Raw genomic sequence first — 23,938 nt, 5'->3', positions numbered from 1 at the left:
ATTTTTAATGGAATTTTATCTTCTATATATTAGTTTACGATCAATTACGGATTAATTCACTTTGTATGTTACAGACTTCTATAATCTGGTGAATATCATCATCTAAAACTTCTTTTTTGATATCAGCAAATCTTAAAAATTCAAAATAAACAAGATCTAACTGTACTTTTGAAAGTTCATAACCCACTTTTTTTGCTCTATACGCTAATGCAGCTCTTCCACTTCTAGCAGTTAGCACTATTGAAGATTCGTTGACTCCAACATCCAATGGATCCATAATTTCATAAGTAGACCTATTTTTTATTACGCCATCTTGATGAATACCAGAACTATGGGCAAATGCATTAGCACCAACTATTGCTTTGTTAGGTTGTACTATCATTCCCATGCTATCAGAAACTAAACGGCTCATTTCATTCAGTTGTTTTGAATCGATATCAGTATATAAATTCAAATAAGGATGTTGTTTAAAAATCATAACGACCTCTTCAAGTGCAGTATTTCCGGCTCTTTCTCCAATTCCGTTTATTGTACATTCAATTTGCCTGGCTCCATTTACAGCTCCTGCAATTGAATTTGCCGTTGCCATACCTAAATCATTATGGCAATGACAGGAAAGAATGACATTCTCTATTCCCTTTACATTTTCTCTTAAATATTTTATTTTTGCACCATATTCTTCTGGCAAACAATATCCCGTTGTATCTGGTATATTTAAAACGGTAGCGCCCGATTTTATTGCTTCTTCGCAAACTCGAGCTAAGAAATCATTGGCTGTTCTTCCGGCATCTTCAGCATAGAATTCTACATCTTCTACATAAGATTTAGCATGTGAAACGGCAAACTTTACTCTGTCAATAATATCCGCTCTTGTCGTTTGTAGTTTATGAATTATATGTGAATCAGATGTTCCAATTCCGGTATGAATTCGTGGTTTTTTGGCAAATTTCAATGCTTCTGCTGCTACATCAATATCATTTTTAACGGCTCTAGTTAGCCCACAAACCGTTGCGTTTTTTACAATTTTGCTGATTTCTTTAACAGATAAAAAATCACCGGGACTAGAGACAGGAAATCCAGCTTCAATAATGTCAACACCCATTTCGTCGAGTCGATTGGCTATAAGTAGTTTTTGATTGGTATCTAGCTTACATCCTGGGACTTGTTCTCCGTCTCTTAAAGTGGTGTCAAAAATTTGAACTTTCTCTCTATTCATATCCGTTTATTTAATGTAATTTCACATTTCATTAACAAAGTTATATTTGAATACTTTAATTATAAAACACATTTTAACCAAATATACTATTCATAAAGGAATTAATTAAGTTTTAACTTATTGATTTACAAAGTATTAATCTTCTTTATTTTACAATGGCTAACCATCAAAAAGATTTCTTATTTGTTTTAATAAAATCCCTTTCTAAATCTGAGAAAAGACAATTCAAGATTTTTGCAAGTAGATTAGAGACTAGTTCGAACACAAAATTTATTGAATTATTCAACATTTTAGACAAATCTGAAGCATATGAAGAAAAACTTATTTTAAAAAGTGGGATTATAAAAAAAGTGCAGTTATCAAATCTCAAATCCTATTTATACAAACAAATTTTAGTTAGTATTAGACTTAATATTCCTAGTCAAAACATGCGGTATCAGTTGCGAGAGCAAATTGACTTTGCTACTATTTTATATAATAAAGGATTGTACAAGCAAAGTTTAAAAATTCTTGATAAAACAAAAATTCTTGCCTTAGAAAATGACGAAAAGCTAATGGCATATGAAATTGTAGAATTTGAAAAACTGATTGAATCACAATACATCACCCGAAGTATTCAAGGACGCGCTGATGAATTGGTCATTCAAGCTAAAGAACTGAATTATCGCAATACAATTTCAAGTAAACTATCAAATTTGTCGCTGCAGTTGTACGGAATCATGCTAAAAACAGGTTATGTAAAAAGTGATGCTGAATTTAAATATATTGATGACTATTTTAATAAACATATAGCAAAACTTGATGTAAGTAAATTTAGTTTTAGAGAGAAATATTGGTTTTACAATGCTAATCTTTGGCGTAGTTTTTTAGTACAAGACTTTTTAGGAAGTTATAAATATGCCTACAAATGGGTAACTCTTTTCTATGATAATTCAAATATGATTTATCTAAATCCAGTCTTTTTCTTAAAAGGAAATCACTATTTGTTGGAGTCTTTATTCATGCTAAAATACAAATCCAAATTCAAGAAATATTTATTACAGTTAGAAGCTACCATAAAGGATACACGTTTTCCTGTGAATGATAATATTGCTTCATTATCCTTTTTATATGTATATAATAATAAATTAAATTATCATATTCTTGAAGGAACATTTGCTGCAAGTGAATACTTAATTCCTGAAATACTAAATAAATTAAAAATACATTCCGATCATCTTGATGAACATCACGAAATGCTCTTCTATTATAAATTTGCTTCCATTTATTTTGGAAATGAAAAATATACAGAATGTATTTTTTACTTAGAAAAAATCATAAACAATAAAAACTTGTCCATGCGAGAAGACTTAATGTGCTTTTCGAGATTGTTAAGTCTGATTGCTCATTACGAATTAGGGAACGATTATTACTTAGAAAATCAACTAAAAAACACTTACAAATTTTTACTAAAGATGAATGATTTGCAGGAGGTTCAGAAGGAAATCATTCGTTTTATGAAAAACCTAAATTCAATTTACCCGAGTGAAATTAAAAAAGAGTTTATAAAAATGAGGTTGCGTTTTATAGAATTAGAAAAAAACACCTATGAGAAACGGGCTTTTTTATATCTAGATATTATTTCTTGGTTGGAAAGCAAAATAGAAAATAGAAAAATAAGTGCAATTATAATTGAGAAGGCAAAATTAAGCAATCGATAATTTGCTGTAATTGAGGAAATATTTTGCTTTTTTACTTTTTTAATTCTTTGCGTCCTCTAATTATATCGTCAAAAGCTGCACATTTTACATATTCTTGTTCTCCCTCTATATTCATTGGTAAAAAAACAAATTCAACCTCAGATAAATCTTCTTTTAAGTAAAATGCCATGTCATCTAACTTGTAAAACCATTCGGTATCAAATTGCATTTTATTAATCGTTGCATCCTTAATCAGTAGTTTTTCTTTTAGAGGTTTCATAATTTTTAAATTTAGTTTCAAAATTAAAGTATCATCATAAAGTTGCCAAATTATTATTCTATTTTTATAATCAAATCAAAAATTATTTTTTTTTTATAAATTATAAAAACGTTAAAATAACACTGATATGAATCATAAATTACTTTATTAATTACTCTAAAATTTAAAATTATGAACGGATTTTTTAAAACGATATTAGCTGGTTACGGTGCCAAAAAACTTGGTGGTGGATGCTTTGGAACAATTATATTATTTATAATTATTTACTGGATCTTGGGGTATTTTTAGAATTAAAAAACTAAAAATAAATCAATTATAATTATAAAAAGAGCGTATGATATTAAATCTACGCTCTTTTTTTATTTAATTATTTTAATATTAAGAGTTCACTAAAACTATTGCATCTGCTTTAGAAAATATTAATGTCTTTACTAATTTGTTTAAAAATCAATTATTTAATAAGCTAATAATTCCATCAATTCTTTTTCAAATCTTCCTTTTGGTAAATATTGATCTTCTAATGCCTTTGTAAAAGGGATCGGACTATCTAAACTTGCCACACGTTTTACAGGAGCGTCCAAATATTTGAAGCAGTTTTCCATTATCAAAGCTGATATATCACTAGCTAATCCTCCAAACATACTGTCTTCCTGATAAATGATTACTCTTCCTGTCTTTTTTACTGATGCGTAAATTGCTTCGGTGTCTATGGGTTGCAACGTTCTTAAATCTAGCAAATCAGCAGAAATAGTTGTGTTTTTAGATAAAGTATCCAATGCCCAATGCACTGCAGCACCAAACGAAATAATAGTTACTTCATTTCCTTCTTTCAACAAAGCAGCTTTTCCTAGAGGAATGGTATAATACTCTTTTGGTACCTCTTGGTGTATGCTTCTGTATAATTGTTTGTGTTCAAAAAACAATATAGGATTAGGATCGTTAATAGAGGTATTCAATAATCCTTTCGCATCATAAGGAAATGCAGGATATACTACTTTTAGACCAGGCGTTTTTGTAAACCAAGCTTCATTGGTTTGGGAATGAAAAGGTCCTGCTTGAGTTCCGCCTCCGCAAGGCATACGAACTACAACATCTGCTTTCTCTAACCAACGGTAATGTGATTTTGCTAATAAATTTACGATTGGATTAAAACCCGTTGAAACAAAATCAGCAAACTGCATTTCTACAATTGCTTTGTATCCATTAATAGATAATCCCATTCCGGCAGAGACAATTGCACTTTCGCAAATTGGGGTATTACGCACTCTTTCCTTGCCAAATTGTGCCATAAAACCATCTGTAATTTTAAAGGCGCCACCGTAATCAGCTATATCTTGACCCATAATTACGGATTCTGGATGACGTTCCATAGATTCACGCAAACTAGCAGATATAGCATCTATAAAGCGGATATTTTCTTTCTCTTCTGAAGGCTCAAATGCCTCATGTTGATAAGGTTTATAGACATCATCTAATTCTCCACTATAAGTAGCTTCAATCTCTGGTTCGGCATTAGCAATTGCTAAAGCTTCGTCAATTTCTTTTTTAATTTCAGTTTTTAAAGCGGAATCAAATTCTTCTGAAAGAATACCATTTTCTACTAAAAATTTTCTGTAATTATCTACAGGATCTTTAATCGCCCATAAATCCATTAATTCTTGAGGAACATATTTAGTACCACTCGCCTCTTCATGACCACGCATTCTAAAAGTTTTAAACTCTAACAAAACCGGACGAGGTCTTTCGATCATAGAAGCTTTTAATTCGGATAATAAATTAAATACTTCCAAAATATTATTACCATCAACAATGTGACTTTCCATTCCGTAACCAATTCCTTTGTCAGCCAAATTTTCACAACGGTATTGCTCATTGGTTGGTGTCGATAATCCGTAACCATTATTTTCTATAACGAACATTACTGGTAATTCCCAAACCGAAGCAATATTTAAAGCTTCATGAAAATCTCCTTCACTTGTTGCTCCTTCACCAGTAAAAACGGCCGTTATTTTGCCATTTTTCTTTAATTTATTAGCCAATGCAATTCCGTCAGCAACTCCTAATTGAGGTCCTAAATGCGAAATCATACCAATAATCTTATATTGTTGGGTGCCAAAGTGAAAACTACGATCGCGACCTTTGGTAAATCCATTTGCTTTTCCTTGCCATTGCGAAAAAAGTCGGTATAAAGGAATATCTCTTCCGGTAAATACACCTAAATTCCTGTGCATTGGCAAAATATATTCATCGTTGTCTAAAACGGCTGTTACACCTACAGAAATTGCTTCTTGACCAATTCCCGAAAACCATTTAGACACTTTTCCTTGACGGATTAAAATCAACATTTTTTCTTCTATAAGCCTTGGCTTTAGTAGTCTTTTATATAAATCTAATAATTGGTTATCAGTAAGATTTTTTTTATCAAAGGTCATTTTTTCGCTTTTTTTGGTATGGCTCAAAGATAAAAAAATATAACAGTTTTGATATAATTTGTTATAAATTTTTATTTTAATAATACGTTTTAAAATTAGGAATTAAAATTATTCTTTATCTTTGTAGTTACAAGATTTAGCTCTTGTAATTTATTAAATAAAATAAATATGCAAAACATTCCTAGTGTTGACTTGCGTGATTTCCTTTCGGATGAACCGAAACGTAAACAAAAATTTGTAAATGAAATCGGAAGTGCTTTTGAAGACATTGGATTCGTAGCACTCAAAGGGCATTTTTTAAACGACCAACTGGTTGATGAATTGTATGGTGAAATTAGGAATTTTTTCTCTTTACCATTAGAAACAAAGCACAGTTATGAAATTCCTGGAATTGGAGGCCAAAGAGGGTATGTTTCCTTTGGGACTGAACATGCTAAAGGCCGAAAAGAAGGTGATTTAAAAGAGTTTTGGCATTTTGGACAATATGTATCTGAGGATTCTAAATATGCTTCAGAATATCCAGAAAATGTTGAAGTGAAAGAATTAACTCGTTTTAATGTAGTAGGAAAAGAAGCCTACCAAATGCTTGAAAAAACAGGTGTTTATGTATTAAGAGCTTTGGCATTGCATTTAGGCTTAGATGAATTCTATTTTGACAATTTTGCCAAAGATGGAAATTCAATTCTAAGACCAATTCACTATCCGCCTATCACATCAGAGCCTGCAAATGCCATTCGCGCAGCAGCTCATGGAGATATCAACTTGATAACATTATTAATGGGTGCTCAAGGAAAAGGTTTGCAAGTACAAACGCATGAAGGCGAATGGATTGACGCAATTGCAGAACCGGATGAATTGGTGATTAATGTGGGTGATATGTTGTCTCGTCATACGAACAACAAATTAAAATCTACCATTCATCAAGTGGTCAACCCGCCAAGAGAATTATGGGGAACTTCTCGCTATTCTATCCCGTTTTTTATGCACCCCGTAAGTGATATGAAATTGGATTGTTTGGAAAATTGTATTGATGAAGAAAACCCAAAGAAATTTGAAGACATTACTGCAGGCGCTTACTTATATGAACGTTTAGTAGATTTAGGGTTGATTAAAAAATAAAATCCCCCAAACCCGCAAAACGGGAATAATTATACAAAAATTCCAAATTCCAAGAAAAAAGAGACTAAATATAAAGTCAAAAATATTGGAATTTGGAATTTATTTTTTAAATTTTTAATTAAAAAAAATGGACTTACAAGACCAATTAAAAAACCTTTTTCCAAATCACGAACCAGGTCCAGAAGAAGTGATTGAAGAAGTTCCTCATGAATTATACGTTCAAAAAGAACCTATGATTTGCAAATTTGAAAAGAGAAAGGGAAAAGCAACAACAATAATAGAAGGTTACGAAGGAACAGACGAGGATTTTAAAATTCTAGCTAAAGAAATTAAAACTAAACTTAGTGTTGGCGGCACCTTCAAAGACGATTCTATAATCATTCAAGGCGATTATCGGGATAAAATCATGACCATTTTAAAAGATAAAGGCTTTAAAGTAAAACGGGTTGGTGGTTAAAAAAATGTTTCGTGATCAGTTTTAGGTATTCATTTTAAAGCGTTCAAATAAGTTCCTATTATTAAATTTAACGTTCACTTTGCGCGTTCGCGTCTTTGTGACAAATAAAAATATACAATGATAAAATCATCAGAATTAATATTAAATCCAGACGGTAGTGTTTACCATTTGAATTTAAAACCCGAAAACATTGCACACGATATCATCTTCGTTGGAGATCAAAATCGTGTCGAAAAAATAACACAGTTTTTTGATAGTATAGAATTTTCTACTCAAAAAAGAGAATTTAAAACCCAAACGGGAATCTTCAAAGGCAAAAGAATAACCGTATTATCAACCGGAATTGGTCCAGACAATATTGATATTGTAATCAATGAATTAGATGCACTGGTAAATATCGATTTAAAAACAAAAATGCCAAAAGAAAAATTAACAACACTAAATATCATTAGAGTGGGAACTTCAGGTTCTTTGCAAGCGGATATTCCTGTGGATAGTTTTGTAATGTCAAAATTCGGATTGGGATTAGACAACATGCTTCGCTCCTACTTGATCGATGCCGTTTCTAATATTAAAATGGAAGATGCTTTTGTAGCACACACTAATTGGGATCCTAAAAAAGGAAAACCTTACGTGATTGCTTGTTCTGAGAAGCTCGAAAAAATGATAGAAAGTGACAAAATGCACAAAGGAATTACAGCAACTGCAGGTGGGTTTTATGGTCCACAAGGACGTGTTTTACGTTTGAACATTCAAGATGAAAATCTAAATTCTAAAATGGATAATTTCCAGTTTGAAGGAAACCAAATCACCAATCTAGAAATGGAAACGGCTGCTATTTATGGCCTTTCAGCACTTTTAGGACACAATGCATTATCCTTAAATGCTATAATTGCTAACCGCGCTTCAGGAACTTTTAGTGAAGATCCATACAAAGCTGTAGATGAACTAATCGCATACACATTAGACAAAATAGCGCAATCTTAAAATAATTAATTTTGTTATTCGGAGCTATTTCCTGCTCTTCACTGTATCTTTTTCACTCCTTCGCAGGAGTAAAAAAGGATGCCGTTGCGATCAGGGCTAAACAGAATTTCTAACCAATTTTAATAAATGGATTTATTACTAGAAACTAAAAATCTTTTGCTAAGGGAAATGAAAATAGACGATGCAGAAGCGTTATACCAAATGGATTGTAACCCAAAAGTACACCAATACTTATGGAACAAACCTGTAAATAGTATCGATGAAATTTATCAAAATATAGAAAAAGTACGCAATCAATATTTAGAAAATAATATTGGACGATTTGTAGTACTAGAAAAAGAAAGTAATTCAATAATTGGTTGGGCAGGATTAAAATATAATACAGAAACAGTTCATAATAAAATCAATTTCTATGATATAGGATATCGATTTAATGAAACTTCTTGGGGTAAAGGATATGCTTCTGAAGCTGCTTTTGCTTGGCTGAATTACGGATTTGATGTTATGAAAATTGAATCATTACATGCTTCGGCACATGTTGATAATATTGCTTCAAATCGAATCTTGCAGAAAATTGGACTAAAATTCACTAAAAACTATATCGAAGATGCAATTCCTTGGAATTGGTATGAATTAAAAAATAATAAAATAGTATGAAAACAATAAAAATAGCTGGAGTTCCAGAACATTTCAATTTACCTTGGCATTTAGCCATAGAAAACGGAGATTTCGAAAAACAGAATATCGATTTACAATGGACAGATGTTCCCGAAGGAACTGGGAAAATGTGTCAAATGCTTCGAGATGGTGACATTGATATTGCAGTTATCTTAACCGAAGGAATTGTAAAAGATATTGTTGCTGGAAATCCAAGCAAAATTGTTCAGGTTTATGTTGAAAGTCCATTAATTTGGGGAATTCACGTGGCTGCAAAATCAGATTATAAAACTCTTGCGGATTTAGAAAATAAAAAAGTAGCTATTTCTCGTCTAGGTTCGGGTTCCCAATTAATGGCATACGTAAATGCTAATAATCAAAACTGGGCAACAGATGATTTGCAATTTGAAATCATTAACACCATCGACGGAGCGGTTGAAGCATTGACCAATCAAACTGCTGATTATTTTATGTGGGAACGCTTTATGACGAAACCACTAGTAGATAAAGGTATTTTTAGAAGAATTGCAGATTGCCCTACTCCTTGGCCGTGTTTTGTAATTGCTGTTCGCGAAGAAATTTTAAAAAATGATCGGAAGATTATCTCAAAAATTCTTGCAATCATCAATCAAACTACAGAGGAATTCAAAGATATCCCAAGTATTGATAAAACTTTGGCATCCAATTACGATCAAAAAATAGAAGATATTCAAGATTGGTTAGCATTAACAACATGGTCTCAAAAACAAATAACCAATGAAATGTTAAACAAAGTTCAAAATCAGCTTTTTCAACTTAAAATTATAGATAAAAAAGGTACTTTTGAGGGTATTGTAAAGACGGTTTAGATTACTGTTTGTAGTTTCAAGTATGATAAAATTCAAAAACATTACTTTTCAAGATATAAAACAAAAACTTCAGGTCAAAAAACCTTGGGATGATGTTATTATTTTTGTACTTAATATTTTGATTGCTATTCCGCTTTTTATAATTTTACATCAAAATTTAATCAATCCAAACTGGTTTTTAAATATTGATCGTGTTATACTTTTCATTGTAATGATCGTTGTCATTCAACTTATTTTAAGAATGTTACGAACAATAATTATTTTTTGTATTATTCTTTATTTAATAGTATTAGTTTACGGTTCAACTATTGGGAATTATGGGTTTAATAGTGTGTATGAGGACTACAACACGATGATGTATAGCATGTCCTACAATCCATATCCTCAAGATATTATCATTGCCAAATTACTTCCGTTTCCTAATAAATCCAAAATTATTAATGCAATTGAATATCAAAATCCAAAAGTTAGGAATTTTGCTGTAATGGCTACTTCAAAATATTTTAAGGATGTAAAAGGATATGCTGAGTACCGAACCATAATTCAATGTTTTGCCGTTTTTAAAGAAATTAATAGTAGGTGGAATTATGTAAGTGATCCTAAAGCAGGAGATTATATTGCTACTGCTACAGAATCGTTACTCTATTTTTCTGGTGATTGTGATGATCACTCCATTTTGATGGCGGCTTGTGTAAGAGCCATTGGTGGAACACCTCGATTGATACACACCAAAGGACATATTTACCCAGAAATACTCATTGGATCTCATGCTGATTTAGAAAAAGTAAACTTTTTGATTAAAAACATATTATTTCCAAACGAAAGTCGCGATAAAAAGCTTTTTTATCACGTAGATGAACGCGGACAAATCTGGATGAATTTAGATTATACCGCTCGATATCCTGGCGGTCCTTTTTTATCAGAGGAAATTTTAGGTGCTTTGACCTTAGATTAAGTACTAGTATTATTTCTCTGAATTAGTTTTAAAATCACTTTAATTAGAAGATATCAGAACGTGAAAGTCGTGTTAATTTATCTTTTAAGGAATTATATTTTATTATCTTGACACAACTTAAGATTTTATAAAAATTTAATTTACTATGAAAGATTCCAAACTAAAAGCTTTTATACCTCTTTTTTACCTCGTTTGGTCAGACGATCTTTTGACTCAAAAAGAATTCGTGACTTTACAGAATTTCATCCTTTCACAAGATTGGTTAAATACAAAAGAGCAGGAAATACTACTCTCTAATTTAGATAGCAAAACACCACCAACACGAACCACAATAAACAGTTGGAAATCAGAAATAGAAACCGTTCTCAACGAAAATCCTACTTTAAAATCTACTTTTGAAATAGCAACATTACTTTCTGATAATGAAAATAGTAGTAAAGATTTGCGTGCCGTATTTATACAACTCGAAAATGATTTAGGAATTTCTGGCGAAGAAATAATTACAGATTTCAAAAACAAATCGAATAGTTTAACTTCAAATCTTCAAACGACTACAAGTTTTGAAATTGAAAAGCTCACAAGAATTTTGGATGGCGAGCAAGCAGCAATAATAAAAAAAGTAAAACTGATAATCAGTCAGCCTGAATTTGCTTACGAAACTTCTACTGACACGGCTATTTATAGAGAAAAAGTCTATGATTGGTGCAAAATACTTGCCAAAGAAAATTTAGGTAACATGGCTTATCCTAAAGAATACGGTGGCGGAGATAATATAGCCGATTATTTTGCTATAATGGAGACCTTGAGTTACCACGATCTAAGTTTAGTTATTAAATTTGGTGTTCAATTTGGACTTTGGGGAATGAGTGTTCACTCTTTAGGTACAGAAAAACACTATGCTAAATACTTAAAAGATATTGGCTCACTTAAAATACCCGGTTGTTTTGCCATGACAGAAACCAATCATGGATCGAATGTGAAAGGGATGGAAACCACAGCCACTTACAATCACGATGATCAGACATTTACCATTCATACGCCACATCAAAAAGCACAGAAAGAATATATTGGTAATGCAGCCGTTCACGGACAAATGGCAACCGTTTTTGCTAAGTTAATAATTGATAACACAGATTATGGAGTCAACGCATTTATAGTGCCCATTCGCGATACTAATAGTGTGGTTTTAAAAGGCATTACTATAAATGATTGTGGGCTAAAAATGGGGCTTAACGGAGTAGATAACGGAACGATCAGTTTTGATCAGGTGGTTATTCCAAAAGAAAACATGCTCGATCGTTTTGCTTCCGTTAATGATAAAGGTGAATTCGAAAGTCCAATTCCAAGTGATAATAGACGATTTTTCACCATGTTAGGAACTTTGGTTGGTGGTCGAATTGGTATTCCTAGATCTGCTTTGTCTGCAGCCAAATCTGGGCTAACCATTGCAATACAATATAGCGATAAACGCCGACAATTTGGACCAGAAGGTGGCTCTGAAGTTCCGATATTAAATTATCGAATTCATCAAAGACGTTTGCTTCCGCTAGTAGCTAAAACCTACGCCAATCACTTTGCACTGCAATATGTTACCAAACGGTTTATGCAGAGAACCGAAGCCGAAATGCCAGAAATTGAAGCATTGGCGGCAGGTATGAAAGCCTACTCTACTTGGAGTACAACTGCTATTTTACAAGAATGTCGAGAAGCTTGTGGCGGTAAAGGATATTTGTCTGAAAATCGAATTGATGCTTTAAAAAATGATACTGAAGTATATACCACTTTTGAAGGAGATAACACCGTATTAATGCAATTAGTGGCTAAAAACCGTTTATCCGAATTTCGAAAATCATTTGGACAAATGGATGCCATGGGTATCATTCAATATGTGTATGATAATGCAAAAACAGCTTTCGCTGAAAAAAATCCGATTGCAACTCGAAAAACAGATGAAACTCATTTGATTGATCAAGAGTTTCATTTGAATGCGTTTATACATCGTGAAAAAACTACTTTAGCTTCTGCGGCAAAACGTTTAAAAAAATTGATTGAAAGTGGTCTTGATCCTTATGATGCCTTTAATGTAGTGCAACATCAAATGATTGATGTCGCGCAAGCTTATCTAGAAAGAATAGTTTTAGAGCAGTTTCAAGAGGCTATTAAAACTATTGAAGATAACGATAGCAAGGCTGCAATGATTAAATTATGTCAACTATATGCACTTGCCCAGATAGAGAAAAATAAAGGTTGGTATTTAGAAGATGGCTATATGGAAGCGGTAAAAACAAAAGCAATTCGTAAGATGGTCAATCAGTTGTGTTGGGATATTAGACCTGATGCGGTTGCGTTGGTTAAAGCTTTTGATATTCCAGACTCTTGTCTTGCTGCACCAATTGCCTTTTAAGAATAAAAATTTTCAAATAACAAAAAACTCCTTATTTTAGAGGAGTTTTTTTTGTATTCAATTTAAATTATTTTTTAAATTAATTCTATAAAATGGAGTTCAAACGAATTGTATTGTGGGTAAAACTATAAACTATTGTACTTTAACAAACTAACTCTCAAACTAGAATATTGTATTTGTAGTTCATTTTTTAATACTTCATATTCAGCAGCAAGCAATTGATTTTTTACGGTTGTATATAAAATAGCTTCTATTTTTCCGTTTGTAAATTTGGCTTGTGTTGTAGCTAATGATGCTTTGGCATAGCTTTGCTTTTCAACTAATTTTTGCTTTAATTTTATATAATTTTGCTCATTCATTTCTTCTAAAGCAATTTTTTTATCTAACTCTTGCTTTTCTTGCTCCATCAATTGTTTTGTTTTTTCACTTTCTATTTTAGAAGCACTAATTTTTTTATTGTTACGAAAACCATTAAAAATGGGAACTGCCAACTGTACTCCTACTTGCTGACTTTTATTGTCTTGCAGCTGACTGAAAAAAGCGACAGCATTTGGATCAGTCATTTTTAGGTTTTTATAATAAAAAGTCGAATATCCATAATAGGCAGACAATATTGGTAAATTATTCGCTCTTTCAATGCTTATCGTTTTTAAGATATTTTCAAATTGAAGTGCTGCACGTTTTATTTTAGGATTATTGCTCGTTATTTGTTCTTTCTCATAGAGAGCTTCTCGTTGCAATTCAATTTGACCTATTGCAACGGCAGTAAAATTCAGTAACTGGAACAACTGCATCTTCTGAATTTCATACAATTGTTCGGTTTGCATGTTCCTACTTTCATCTTCAGAAAAACTCAATTGCATGTCATATAAGTCGCTTTGAGGTTTACTACCAATATTTACTTCCTTGTTTATTCTTTCTAAGTTGAATTCACTTTGTTTGAATTGCTCTTTCTGAATTTTTAGTAATTCTTGCGTGTAGAGCGCTTGGTAATAGCTTTCTAAAATCTGAAGTTTATACTCATTTTCGATCACTGCTGCATCTGCTTTAGCCAACTCCATATTTATTTTATCTTTTTGAGCATTTGCAAAAGCACTAAAATCAATTAGATTCATTTTTGCATTCAAATAAAAATTATCATTCTGAATGTTAGAACTCACTCTTCCGTTAGTAGAAGGATCGATCGTAGAACCAAAATTATAACTTTGATCTCCATATAAAGTAACAGCGGGCAACATTCGGTTTAAAACAGAATGTTGCAATTTTTCAGTGCGTTTTATTTCTAATTGTCTTATTTTAATTTCGATGTTGTTTTGTAAACCTACCGAAATACATTTGTTAACCGACCAAGAATTTTCTTGAGCACTTACTAGCGTAGTAAATACGAAAAAAATGATGGCTGAAATGACTTTATTATTCATATTTTAAATATTTTAATACATCAACTCTTGTGGCTTGATAGGCTCTTGATAACACTACAACTAGCGTTAAAAATAGCAAAGCAACAAATCCTATTATAAAGGGATAAATAGATATTTCGATTCTATAGGCAAAATTTTCTAACCATTTATTCAATAAATAGTATACTGGATATAAAGCAATTAAAAACCCTATTATACAATACAAAATATATTGTTTGGAAAGTTCTATTAGTAAAACATTAGTTTCGGCGCCAATCGCTTTTCGAATAGCAATTTCTTTCATTCTACTTTGTATAGAATAGGAAGCCAAAGCAAATAATCCAAAAAGGGCAATACCAATTACAATGATATTTAGTAATGAAAAGAGGTTGTTTTGCTTTACATAAGATTCGTACGTTCTCGCATATTGCTTGTCTACAAAATCATATTTAAAAGGATATTCTGTATCTACTTTTGACCATAACTTTTCAATATCAGCTAATGTATTTTCAATACCTACCGATTTTAATTTTATGTAAATTTTATCAATACCGCCAGCACTTTCGAAAGTTTTTATGTGATAAAAAGTCATAGGAAGAACATTAATTTCTGGACTTAATACATTAAAATCTTTAACAACACCTACAATTTTTAACTTTTGATTTCTTAATAAAACTTCTTTACCAATTGGATTGTTAATATTCATTAATTTTTGAGCAGTTTCATTAATCAAAATAGAATTGAGCGTATCCGAAGCAAATTTTTCAGTAAATCCCCTGCCTTTTGTAATCTTTATGTTCATCAATTCAAGCATCCCAAAATCAATAGCAACGTTATTTTCTTTGAATAAAACATCATTATATAAAATTGGTGATAAATCTCCAGAAGTTCCGGTAAAAGAAATCGCTCCAGTAGAAACAGATTCAACACCTTTTATTTTTAAAAGTTCTTGTTTTAATGTAGCGTATTTATTGTAAATATTTTGACTAACATTTTCTACTTTATAAGCTGATTCTGGAAAATTTAAATTCACCGAAATGACCTGATCTCCTTTAAATCCTAAATCTTTGTGATTTAAATAATTTATCTGCTTATATACAATTGTAGAGCCTATAATAAAAAAAGTAGCAATCGCAAATTGAAAAATCAACATTCCGTTGCGGACCCAAATTCCACTTTTACTTCTTGCATAATTCCCTTTCAAAACTTTTAAAGTTTCAAAATTAGAGACATAAATCGCTGGAAATATTCCTGAAACAAAAATAGTAATGATAAAAATAAGTAGCAATTGAATGTAGAACTGGCTTCCAATTATGGTTAAGTTTTTATTTAAAAACTGATTGTAGTAAGGTAAAGTCAGTTCTACAAGTACTAATCCAAATAAAAGAGAAAACAAGCTTATCAAAATAGTTTCGAAAATAAATTGCTTTATAATATCGCTTTTTGATGCTCCGACTACTTTTCGAACACCTACTTCTTTTGCTCTTCTTATAGCATTGGCAGTTGCCAAATTGATATAATTTACAATCGAAAGAATAAGAATCATAATAGATAATCCTATCATAATCAACATAAACTGATAATTGCCTCGTCCTTCGGGATAACCATCTGTAATTGAGTGTAATCGCGATTTTGAAAGCGGTTCCATAAAAACGGTAAAATGTCCAATTTTTTTCTCCATTTCCTCCAATGTAAAACCTGCTTGTTTTGCATTTAAAACTATCACTTCTTCGTAATAAGCTTTTTCTAGCAATAATCGGGTAGCTTCTACTTTTGAAGGGTCTTTCAGTTTTAGTAAAAGTTTTAATGTAAAGAGTCCGTGTTGTTTTTCAGGATCTACTAAATCCTTCATTTTATTGACAATAACATTTGGAGCGACAGACGATTTACCAGAAATTTGATAAACTGCACGAACAACATGCATTGTGCCTAAGCAATTTATCTGTTTACCAATTGGATTTTCGTTTACAAAAATTTTTTTAGAGAGTGCTTCAGAAATTGCAATACTCGTATCGTCCTTTAATGATGAATAACCATTTCCTTTTATTATTTTGAACGGAAATAGAGAAAAGAAATCACTTTCTACATTCATAATTTTATCTACTTCTACTTTCTTACCATTATAAATTATTTTATCATTTTGATACCAACTATCAGCAAAAACAAGCTTTTCTACATTAATATCTTTTTGAAGATATGTTTTTAACTTTATAGAATTTTCTGCTAAAATTGGCATATCGGTAAGTTGTACCAATACCTGAAAAACTTTTTCTTTTTCAGGATTCCATTCATTGTAACTTTGTTCGTCATTCCAATACAGTAAAGCAAAGATTAATCCCGCAATTCCTATAGCTAATCCTAAAGCATTCAAAAATGAAAACAGTTTGTTTTGCTTTAGGTTATATATAAATATTCTTATCCAATTTTTTAGCATTTTTATTCGTATTTTAAATATTTTAATACATCGACTCTTGTGGCTTGATAAGCTCTTGATAACACTACAACTAGCGTTAAAAATAGCAAAGCAACAAATCCTATTATAAATGGATAAATAGAAATTTCGATTCTATAGGCAAAATTTTCTAACCATTTATTCAATAAATAGTAGACTGGATATAAAGCGATTAAAAACCCTATTATACAATACAAAACATATTGTTTGGAAAGTTCTATTAGTAAAACATTAGTTTCAGCACCAAGTGTTTTTCGAATAGCAATTTCTTTCATGCGTCTTTCGATAGAATAAGAAGCCAAAGCAAGTAATCCAAAAAGGGCAATGGCAATTACAATTCCATTCAGTAAGGAGAATAGATTTTTTTGTTTTACATACTCTTTATAAGTTCGTTTGTAGCTTTTATCAATAAAATCATATTGAAAAGGATAATCTGAATCGACATTTTTAATCCAAAATTTTTGGATATCAGCAATAGTTTGCTCCGTGTTTTTAGTTTCTAATTTTACAAAAATGTCACTTATATTTTCAATCATCGAGCTAACGGTTTTGAAATGGAAGAAGACCATTGGCGGTACTTTCCTTTGTGGACTGTAGAGGCTAAAGTCTTTTACAACCCCTACAATTTTATATTTATTTTCACCCCAGTCAACAATTTTTCCAATCGGATTTTTCTCCTTCATCATCTTTAAAGCCGTTTCATTTACCATCATCGAATTAATGGTATCCGAAGCTATTTTTGGATTTAAATAGCGACCTTGAGTCATTTCTATTTTCATCATTTCGAGCATGCCAAAATCAACCGCCATATCATTAGCTTGAATATTGATTCCTTTATAAGCAAAACTCGAAGAAGAATCATTACCACCACCAAAACGAAATGCTCCAGTTGCCACTTGTTCAACCCCATTTATTTTTAAAATTTCATTTTTGATAGTTATGTAACGATTAAATATTTTTTGTTCATATTCATGGCCAGTTCGATCATTTTGAGATATATTGTAAGCAATATCTACAACCTGTTTGCCTGAAAATCCTAACTTTTTGTTGCCTAAATAACGGACTTGTTCCAAAACAATATAAGAACCAATGATAAAGAAAGAGGCAATAGCAAATTGGAGAATTAGCATTGCGTTTCGGAGCCAAACACCGCTTTTATTTCTCCCGAAATTTCCTTTTAAAACTTTTAATGTTTCAAAATTAGAAACGTAGATTGCCGGGAGAATACCTGCGGAAATTATTGTAATTATAAAAATGAGTATGATTTGACCATAAAATTGACTTCCATAAATAACCAATTCTTTATCAAGAAATTCATTATAATAAGGCATTGACAACTCGACAATAACCAATGCTAAGAATATAGAAATTAGAACAATTATTATTGTTTCAAATAAAAATTGTTTAACAATATCCCTTTTTGAAGCTCCTACAATTTTACGAACCCCCACTTCTTTTGCGCGACGAATAGCATTTGCTGTGGCGAGATTTACATAATTGAAAATAGACAAAATTAATATCAAAACTGATAATCCTAGCATTATTAGTAGAAATTGATAATTCCCTTTTCCTTCCGGTGATCCTTGGCCTTTAGAATGTAACCTAGAAATAGAAAGAGGTTCTAATATGAAATTAATATGGCCATATTTTGATTCATAATCTTTTGCGGTAATTCCTTCTTTTTTTGCTTCTTTAACGGTGTTATTTTCATAGTAAATAGCGTTTAGTTTTGCAGTAAGTTCAGTCGTTTTCGATGGATCTTTTAATTTTATAAACCAACCATTATTTAAATTTCCCCATTGCTCTTTATCAGCATCTAGTCTCGCTTTCATGTTGTTGACAACAGCATCTGGAGCAATCGATGAATTTCCCGGGATTTTATAAACAGCGGTAACAGTCAAAATTTCATTTTCGTATTGAATTTGTTTGCCTATTGGGTTTTCATCTCCAAAAAAAAGGGTTGCTGTCTTTTGGCTCATTGCAATGCTATTTTCATTTTGCAACGCAGTTTTTATATTTCCCTGAATAAACTCAAAAGGGAAAAATTCAAAAAAGGTTTTTTGAGCATTAAATAATTTCTGAATGATTATTTTTTTACCATTGTATTTATAAAGAGGAGATTCGTACCAATATTTACAGTACATCATCTTTTCAATATCAGAGTCATTTCTTAAGAACGGTTCGAATGTGACAGGAGCGTACGTCCAAGTAATATCATCTCCTCTCTCTATCAAAACCTGAAAAACATTGTCTTTCTCAGGATTCCATGCATCATAACTCTGTTCGTCATTCCAATACAGTAAAGCAAAAATTAATCCCGCAATTCCTATGGCTAATCCTAAAGCATTCAAAAATGAAAAAAGTTTGTTTTGCTTTAGGTTATATATAAATATTCTTATCCAATTTTTCACCATTTTTATTCGTATTTTAAATATTTTAGTACATCGACTCTTGTGGCTTGATATGCCCTTGATAGTACTACAACTAGCGTTAAAAATAGCAAAGCAACAAATCCTATTATAAAGGGATAAATAGATATTTCGATTCGGTTAGCAAAATTCTCCAGCCATTTATTCAATAAATAATATACCGGAAACAAGGCAATTAAAAAACCAATAATGCAAAAAAGAATGTACTGTTTCGATAGTTCTAATAGTAAAACATTAGTTTCGGCACCAAGCGTTTTTCTGATGGCAATCTCTTTCATGCGTCTTTCTATCGAGTAGGAAGCCAAAGCAAATAAACCAAACAGCGCAATGACAATAACAACTACGTTTAATAAATAGAAGAGATTTTTTTGTTTCACATACGTTTGATAGGTTCTCTTGTAACTTTTATCTAGAAAATCATATTGAAAAGGATAATCGGAATCGACATTTTTTACCCAAAATTTTTCAATATCTGCAATGGTTTGCGCTGTGTTTTCGGCATTTACTTTTACATATAGATAATTTAAATTACCAATCATCCAGTCTATGGTTTTAAAGTGAAAGAAAACCATTGGAGGCACTTTTCCTTGTGGGCTAAAAAGGCTGAAATCCTTTACTACACCTACAATTTTAAGTTTATTTCCGTTCCAATCTACAGTTTTACCAATTGGATCTTTCTCCTTCATCATTTTCAAAGCGGTTTCATTAACCATCATAGAATTTATGGTGTCTGATGCAATTTTAGGATCCAAATAACGTCCTTGAATCATCTCTATTTTCATCATCTCTAGAAAACCAAAATCAACAGCAATATTCTGCCCTTGAATGTTGGTGCCCTTATATGCAAAACTGGAAGAGGAGTCGTTACCGCCACCAAATCGCAATGCTGCTGTAGCTACTTGCTCTACGCCTTTTATTTTTGAAACTTCATTTTTAGTCGTTGTGTACCGATCAAATATGAGTTGTTCTGAATTTTTATCATTCCGAATCGCATCTGGTTTAAAGTAAAAAATTTCTAAAATTTGCTCACCGGAAAATCCAAGATCTTTATTTCCTAAATACTGTACTTGCTGAAAAACGATATAAGAACCAATAATAAAGAAAGAAGCAATTGCAAACTGCAAAATTAGCATTGCATTTCGCAGCCAAACGCCGCTTTTGTTTCTTCCAAAATTTCCTTTTAACACTTTTAAAGTCTCAAAATTAGACACATAAAAAGCCGGGAATATACCTGCAAAAATCACGGTCACCACAAAAATTATTATGATTTCCAGGAAAAATTGACTTCCATAAATAATTAATTCTTTTCCTAAAAATTCATTATAATACGGCAATGAAAGTTCGACTATAACTAAGGCTAGCGAAATGGCAACAATCACTGTAATTATAGTTTCAAATAAAAACTGCTTTATAATATTAGATTGTGATGCACCCACAATTTTTCTAACACCCACTTCTTTCGCTCTACGTAATGCATTTGCTGTAGCTAGATTTACGTAATTAACAATGGATAAAATCAAAATTAATACTGAAAGGCCAATCATGATCAATAAAAATTGATAGTTGCCTTTTCCCTCTGGACATCCTGGTCCTTTGGTATCCATACGAGATATTGCGAGCGGTTCTAGATAAAAATTAAAAGCTCCAAATTGTGCTTCATACTGTTTTATGGTAATCCCTTCTTCTTTTGCTTCTTTTGCTATTTTATTTTTATAAAAAATCGATTTGATTTTTGCTTCAAGTTCATGAGCTTTTGAAGGATCTTTTAATTTGATATACCAACCATTATTAAAATTTCCCCATTCCTCTTTATCTGCATTTATTTTAGCTTTCATTCTATTGACCACCGCATCTGGAGCAATTGCTGAATTGCCATTAACTTTGTAAATTCCTGTTACCGTAAGAATTTGATCTTCATACTGAATTTGTTTGCCAATTGGGTTTTCAGTTCCAAAAAAAAGGACAGCTGTTTTTTGAGAGAAGGCAATACTATTCTCGTTTTGTAAAGCCGTTTTTTGATTTCCTTTAATAAACTCAAAAGGGAAAAAATTAAAAAAATTATTTTCCGCATTAAATACTTTTTCAACAATTATTTTCTTACCATTGTATTTGTATAGTATTGATTGGTACCAGTTTTCAGAGTACATCATTTCTTCGATGTTGGAATCATCTTTTACAAATGGTGCCATGGTAACTGGAATATTGTTCCATACTTTGCCGTCTTCCATATCTACTAAGACTTGAAAAACAGTATCTTTATTAGGATTCCATTCATTGTAACTTTGCTCGTCGTTCCAATAGAGCGTGGCAAAAATTAATCCTGCTATTCCTATCGCTAAACCCAAAACATTTAAAACTGTAAAAAGCTTATTGTTTTTGATGTGATAGAAAAATATATTTATCCAATTTTTTAGCATGATTCAAAAATTTATGAAGTGATTAGTACATCAACATTACGACTATTCGTTTTTTCAGAAAGTACTATTCCGTCCTTCATCAATATTGTTTTTTGCGAAAAAGAAGCATCGTAATCAGAGTGTGTAACCATCAAAATGGTAGCGCCATTGGCATGTAAATCCGTCAATAATTCCATTACTTCATTTCCGTTTTTACTATCTAAATTTCCTGTAGGTTCATCGGCAAGAATAATTTTTGGATCATTAATTAATGCTCTTGCTACTGCAACGCGCTGCTGTTGTCCTCCAGAAAGTTGTTGCGGATAATGTTTCAATCGGTGTGAAATATTCAGTTTTTCAGCAATTGCTTCTACTTTTTGTTTTCTTTCTGCTGCAGGAATTTTGTTGTAAATCAACGGTAATTCAATATTGTCATACACCGATAATTCATCGATCAAATTGAAGTTTTGAAAAATAAATCCAATATTTTCTTTTCTCACCTTCGATTTTTGCTTTTCTTTTAAACCCACCATTTCCTGATCGAGTAATTGGTAACTTCCGCTAGAAGCGCTGTCTAATAATCCCACAATATTCAGTAAAGTCGACTTTCCGCTTCCTGATGCTCCCATTATCGAAATAAAATCACCTTGATTAATGGTTAATGATACGTCACTTAAAGCTTTGGTTTCAATTTCTTCGGTTCTAAATACTTTTGAAAGGTTTTTGATTTTGATCATACTATTCGTTTTTTGATTGATGTTATTTATTTACTAACTATTTACTAAGAACTAATTACTACGTGCAATTCAATTCTGTTTATTCTAAATTTAAAACTTCTACTTGCTTGTAATCTTTGTAAGAGGAAGTAATGACTTTTTCTCCCGGTTTTAATCCTTCCAAAACTTCATAATACAACGGATTTTCTCTTCCTAATTTAATGGCTCTTCTTTCTGCTTGGTTTCCTTTGACTACAAAAATCCATTTTCCATTGGTTTCTTCGTTAAAACTTCCTTTAGAAACGACAATTGTTTTCGTTTTTTCAGATAAATTTAGTTTTACACCAAAACTTAATCCTTGCTTTAAATCCAATTTTTCTTTTGATATAAAATCCAGTTCGACTAAAAATCTTCCATTTTTAATTTCTGGAATTACTTTAGTTATTTGAACTTCTATGTTTTTATTGTCAAAAATAACCGTTCCTTTTTGCTTCTCTGAAATACGGTCCAGATAAAACTCATCCACATCAGCGACTAATTTATACCCTTTTCGATCATCTATAATTCCAATGGTAGAATTCTGAGGATAATTTTTTCCAAGAATAGGTTCAAATGAAGACAATCTTCCGGAAAGTGGCGCCGTAACCAGAAAGTTCTTTTTGTTAGTTCTTAAAATTTCAAGACTTTTATTCATCACTCCAATTGATTGATTGAATTGTCCGATTTGCACTAAATTGGCTTGCTTTTCTTTACTTACACTTTGTTTTATAATTCCCATTCGCTCTTGTTGAAAACGAAAATTTTCTTTGGTTTTGTTCCACTCGCTTTTAGCTAAAATTTCCTGTTCAAATAAATTTTTATTCAAATCATATAAATTTTTGGCATCTAAATAATCGTGTTCTATTGCAATCAAATCTTTACTGAGATTTAATTCTTGGTTTCTTAAATCGAGTTTCGCTTTATTCAGATTATTAATTTGCTCAATAATAGCGGTTTCTTGTTGCATATACGCCAATTCTGAATTAGGATTGTACAATTTTGCCAACGGTTGTCCTTTGCTTACTTCGTCCCCATTTTCGACAAAAATTTCTTGAACAGATCCACCTTCAATGATATTAATCAACATCGAGTTTAGCGGAACTGCCTTTGCTTGAAAAGACATAAAATCTTCAAAATAATTATCTTCGACTGATTTTATTGAAATTTCATTTTTTTTAATTGTAAGACTTCTCTTTTTTGTTGCCGATGTAAAAACAACATATCCCACAATCAAGATAATTGGTAATGCGATTAATACGTACTTTTTTTTGTTACTTTTACTTTTAATAATGGTATCCATTGTTGCTAATTTGATAAGTGTAAAGGGAATTTCATGCCACTGATTTATAAATCATAACAATTTAATTTTCAGTTATTTGCATTTAAAAAATTATTTTACATGTCCATTATTGAACACTATTTGTCCGTAAACGAACACTATTATAATTGACACTATTTTAATAGAAGCTTAA

Annotated in this window: 17 protein-coding genes; 8 read left to right on the top strand and 9 right to left on the bottom strand. The window is 31.4% G+C overall.

The window, feature by feature from the left end; genetic code table 11:
* Positions 1-40: 40 nt before the first annotated feature.
* Positions 41-1,216, bottom strand: coding sequence for a 2-isopropylmalate synthase (locus tag J3S90_RS12660; RefSeq protein WP_210646509.1), 1,176 nt, complete (start codon positions 1,214-1,216; stop codon positions 41-43).
* Positions 1,217-1,371: 155 nt separating this feature from the next.
* On the opposite strand from J3S90_RS12660, the gene J3S90_RS12655 reads away from it, so the two are divergent.
* Positions 1,372-2,916: a hypothetical protein gene (locus J3S90_RS12655; protein ID WP_188050942.1), complete on the top strand. Its 1,545-nt coding sequence runs from the start codon at positions 1,372-1,374 to the stop codon at positions 2,914-2,916.
* A 31-nt stretch (positions 2,917-2,947) separates the two neighbouring features.
* On the opposite strand, the gene J3S90_RS12650 is transcribed toward J3S90_RS12655, so the two are convergent.
* Together J3S90_RS12650 and J3S90_RS12645 are read right to left on the bottom strand one after the other, a co-directional pair.
* The gene (locus J3S90_RS12650) at positions 2,948-3,175 is read right to left on the bottom strand and encodes a hypothetical protein (RefSeq protein ID WP_188050941.1); all 228 of its coding nucleotides are present in this window, start codon (positions 3,173-3,175) and stop codon (positions 2,948-2,950) included.
* Between the two features lie 455 nt (positions 3,176-3,630).
* The gene (locus J3S90_RS12645; RefSeq protein WP_210646508.1) at positions 3,631-5,607 is read right to left on the bottom strand and encodes an alpha-ketoacid dehydrogenase subunit alpha/beta; all 1,977 of its coding nucleotides are present in this window, start codon (positions 5,605-5,607) and stop codon (positions 3,631-3,633) included.
* Between the two features lie 168 nt (positions 5,608-5,775).
* Here J3S90_RS12645 and J3S90_RS12640 point away from each other — a divergent pair, with 168 nt between their 5' ends.
* The 7 genes from J3S90_RS12640 to J3S90_RS12610 all read left to right on the top strand — a co-directional run bounded on the left by J3S90_RS12640 (position 5,776) and on the right by J3S90_RS12610 (position 13,034).
* Entirely contained in the window at positions 5,776-6,726 is a 951-nt protein-coding gene (locus tag J3S90_RS12640; protein ID WP_210646507.1) for an isopenicillin N synthase family dioxygenase, read from the top strand.
* Between the two features lie 127 nt (positions 6,727-6,853).
* Positions 6,854-7,183 (top strand): translation initiation factor, encoded by a 330-nt coding sequence (locus tag J3S90_RS12635; protein WP_188050937.1) that lies wholly within the window; start codon positions 6,854-6,856, stop codon positions 7,181-7,183.
* A gap of 117 nt (positions 7,184-7,300) precedes the next feature.
* Positions 7,301-8,170 (top strand): nucleoside phosphorylase, encoded by an 870-nt coding sequence (locus J3S90_RS12630; protein WP_210646506.1) that lies wholly within the window; start codon positions 7,301-7,303, stop codon positions 8,168-8,170.
* A gap of 126 nt (positions 8,171-8,296) precedes the next feature.
* Positions 8,297-8,827: a GNAT family N-acetyltransferase gene (locus J3S90_RS12625; RefSeq protein ID WP_210646505.1), complete on the top strand. Its 531-nt coding sequence runs from the start codon at positions 8,297-8,299 to the stop codon at positions 8,825-8,827.
* Positions 8,824-9,675 (top strand): substrate-binding domain-containing protein, encoded by an 852-nt coding sequence (locus tag J3S90_RS12620; protein WP_210646504.1) that lies wholly within the window; start codon positions 8,824-8,826, stop codon positions 9,673-9,675. Before J3S90_RS12625 ends, J3S90_RS12620 begins: the two co-directional genes overlap by 4 nt.
* A gap of 22 nt (positions 9,676-9,697) precedes the next feature.
* The gene (locus tag J3S90_RS12615) at positions 9,698-10,630 is read left to right on the top strand and encodes a transglutaminase (protein ID WP_210646503.1); all 933 of its coding nucleotides are present in this window, start codon (positions 9,698-9,700) and stop codon (positions 10,628-10,630) included.
* Between the two features lie 145 nt (positions 10,631-10,775).
* Positions 10,776-13,034, top strand: a complete 2,259-nt coding sequence (locus J3S90_RS12610; RefSeq protein WP_210646502.1) for an acyl-CoA dehydrogenase family protein — start codon at positions 10,776-10,778, stop codon at positions 13,032-13,034.
* A 125-nt stretch (positions 13,035-13,159) separates the two neighbouring features.
* On the opposite strand, the gene J3S90_RS12605 is transcribed toward J3S90_RS12610, so the two are convergent.
* From J3S90_RS12605 to J3S90_RS12580, 6 genes are all read right to left on the bottom strand, one after another.
* Positions 13,160-14,455, bottom strand: a complete 1,296-nt coding sequence (locus J3S90_RS12605; protein ID WP_210646501.1) for a TolC family protein — start codon at positions 14,453-14,455, stop codon at positions 13,160-13,162.
* A complete protein-coding gene (locus J3S90_RS12600; RefSeq protein ID WP_210646500.1) occupies positions 14,448-16,868 on the bottom strand; it encodes an ABC transporter permease in 2,421 nt (806 codons plus the stop codon). Before J3S90_RS12600 ends, J3S90_RS12605 begins: the two co-directional genes overlap by 8 nt.
* A gap of 2 nt (positions 16,869-16,870) precedes the next feature.
* Positions 16,871-19,300: an ABC transporter permease gene (locus J3S90_RS12595; protein WP_210646499.1), complete on the bottom strand. Its 2,430-nt coding sequence runs from the start codon at positions 19,298-19,300 to the stop codon at positions 16,871-16,873.
* 2 nt (positions 19,301-19,302) lie between these two features.
* Positions 19,303-21,732, bottom strand: coding sequence for an ABC transporter permease (locus tag J3S90_RS12590; protein ID WP_210646498.1), 2,430 nt, complete (start codon positions 21,730-21,732; stop codon positions 19,303-19,305).
* 11 nt (positions 21,733-21,743) lie between these two features.
* On the bottom strand, positions 21,744-22,448 hold the full coding sequence (locus J3S90_RS12585; protein ID WP_188050928.1) for an ABC transporter ATP-binding protein: 705 nt from the start codon (positions 22,446-22,448) through the stop codon (positions 21,744-21,746).
* Between the two features lie 79 nt (positions 22,449-22,527).
* Entirely contained in the window at positions 22,528-23,766 is a 1,239-nt protein-coding gene (locus J3S90_RS12580; protein WP_210646497.1) for an efflux RND transporter periplasmic adaptor subunit, read from the bottom strand.
* Positions 23,767-23,938: the final 172 nt, after the last annotated feature.

The organism is Flavobacterium flabelliforme (assembly GCF_017948675.1).
Taxonomy (GTDB): domain Bacteria; phylum Bacteroidota; class Bacteroidia; order Flavobacteriales; family Flavobacteriaceae; genus Flavobacterium; species Flavobacterium pygoscelis.
Note: the sequence above shows the minus strand (reverse complement) of the source record. Positions and strands in the feature narration are given on the sequence as shown.

Excerpts from the sequence above, each read along its gene's own strand:
- J3S90_RS12585 (WP_188050928.1), bottom strand. The coding sequence starts at position 22,448 with ATGATCAAAATCAAAAACCTTTCAAAAGTATTTAGAACCGAAGAAATT.
- J3S90_RS12600 (WP_210646500.1), bottom strand. The coding sequence starts at position 16,868 with ATGCTAAAAAATTGGATAAGAATATTTATATATAACCTAAAGCAAAAC.
- J3S90_RS12580 (WP_210646497.1), bottom strand. The coding sequence starts at position 23,766 with ATGGATACCATTATTAAAAGTAAAAGTAACAAAAAAAAGTACGTATTA.
- J3S90_RS12620 (WP_210646504.1), top strand. The coding sequence starts at position 8,824 with ATGAAAACAATAAAAATAGCTGGAGTTCCAGAACATTTCAATTTACCT.
- J3S90_RS12630 (WP_210646506.1), top strand. The coding sequence starts at position 7,301 with ATGATAAAATCATCAGAATTAATATTAAATCCAGACGGTAGTGTTTAC.
- J3S90_RS12645 (WP_210646508.1), bottom strand. The coding sequence starts at position 5,607 with ATGACCTTTGATAAAAAAAATCTTACTGATAACCAATTATTAGATTTA.
- J3S90_RS12660 (WP_210646509.1), bottom strand. The coding sequence starts at position 1,216 with ATGAATAGAGAGAAAGTTCAAATTTTTGACACCACTTTAAGAGACGGA.
- J3S90_RS12640 (WP_210646507.1), top strand. The coding sequence starts at position 5,776 with ATGCAAAACATTCCTAGTGTTGACTTGCGTGATTTCCTTTCGGATGAA.
- J3S90_RS12590 (WP_210646498.1), bottom strand. The coding sequence starts at position 21,732 with ATGCTAAAAAATTGGATAAATATATTTTTCTATCACATCAAAAACAAT.
- J3S90_RS12635 (WP_188050937.1), top strand. The coding sequence starts at position 6,854 with ATGGACTTACAAGACCAATTAAAAAACCTTTTTCCAAATCACGAACCA.
- J3S90_RS12650 (WP_188050941.1), bottom strand. The coding sequence starts at position 3,175 with ATGAAACCTCTAAAAGAAAAACTACTGATTAAGGATGCAACGATTAAT.
- J3S90_RS12625 (WP_210646505.1), top strand. The coding sequence starts at position 8,297 with ATGGATTTATTACTAGAAACTAAAAATCTTTTGCTAAGGGAAATGAAA.
- J3S90_RS12605 (WP_210646501.1), bottom strand. The coding sequence starts at position 14,455 with ATGAATAATAAAGTCATTTCAGCCATCATTTTTTTCGTATTTACTACG.
- J3S90_RS12610 (WP_210646502.1), top strand. The coding sequence starts at position 10,776 with ATGAAAGATTCCAAACTAAAAGCTTTTATACCTCTTTTTTACCTCGTT.
- J3S90_RS12655 (WP_188050942.1), top strand. The coding sequence starts at position 1,372 with ATGGCTAACCATCAAAAAGATTTCTTATTTGTTTTAATAAAATCCCTT.
- J3S90_RS12615 (WP_210646503.1), top strand. The coding sequence starts at position 9,698 with ATGATAAAATTCAAAAACATTACTTTTCAAGATATAAAACAAAAACTT.
- J3S90_RS12595 (WP_210646499.1), bottom strand. The coding sequence starts at position 19,300 with ATGGTGAAAAATTGGATAAGAATATTTATATATAACCTAAAGCAAAAC.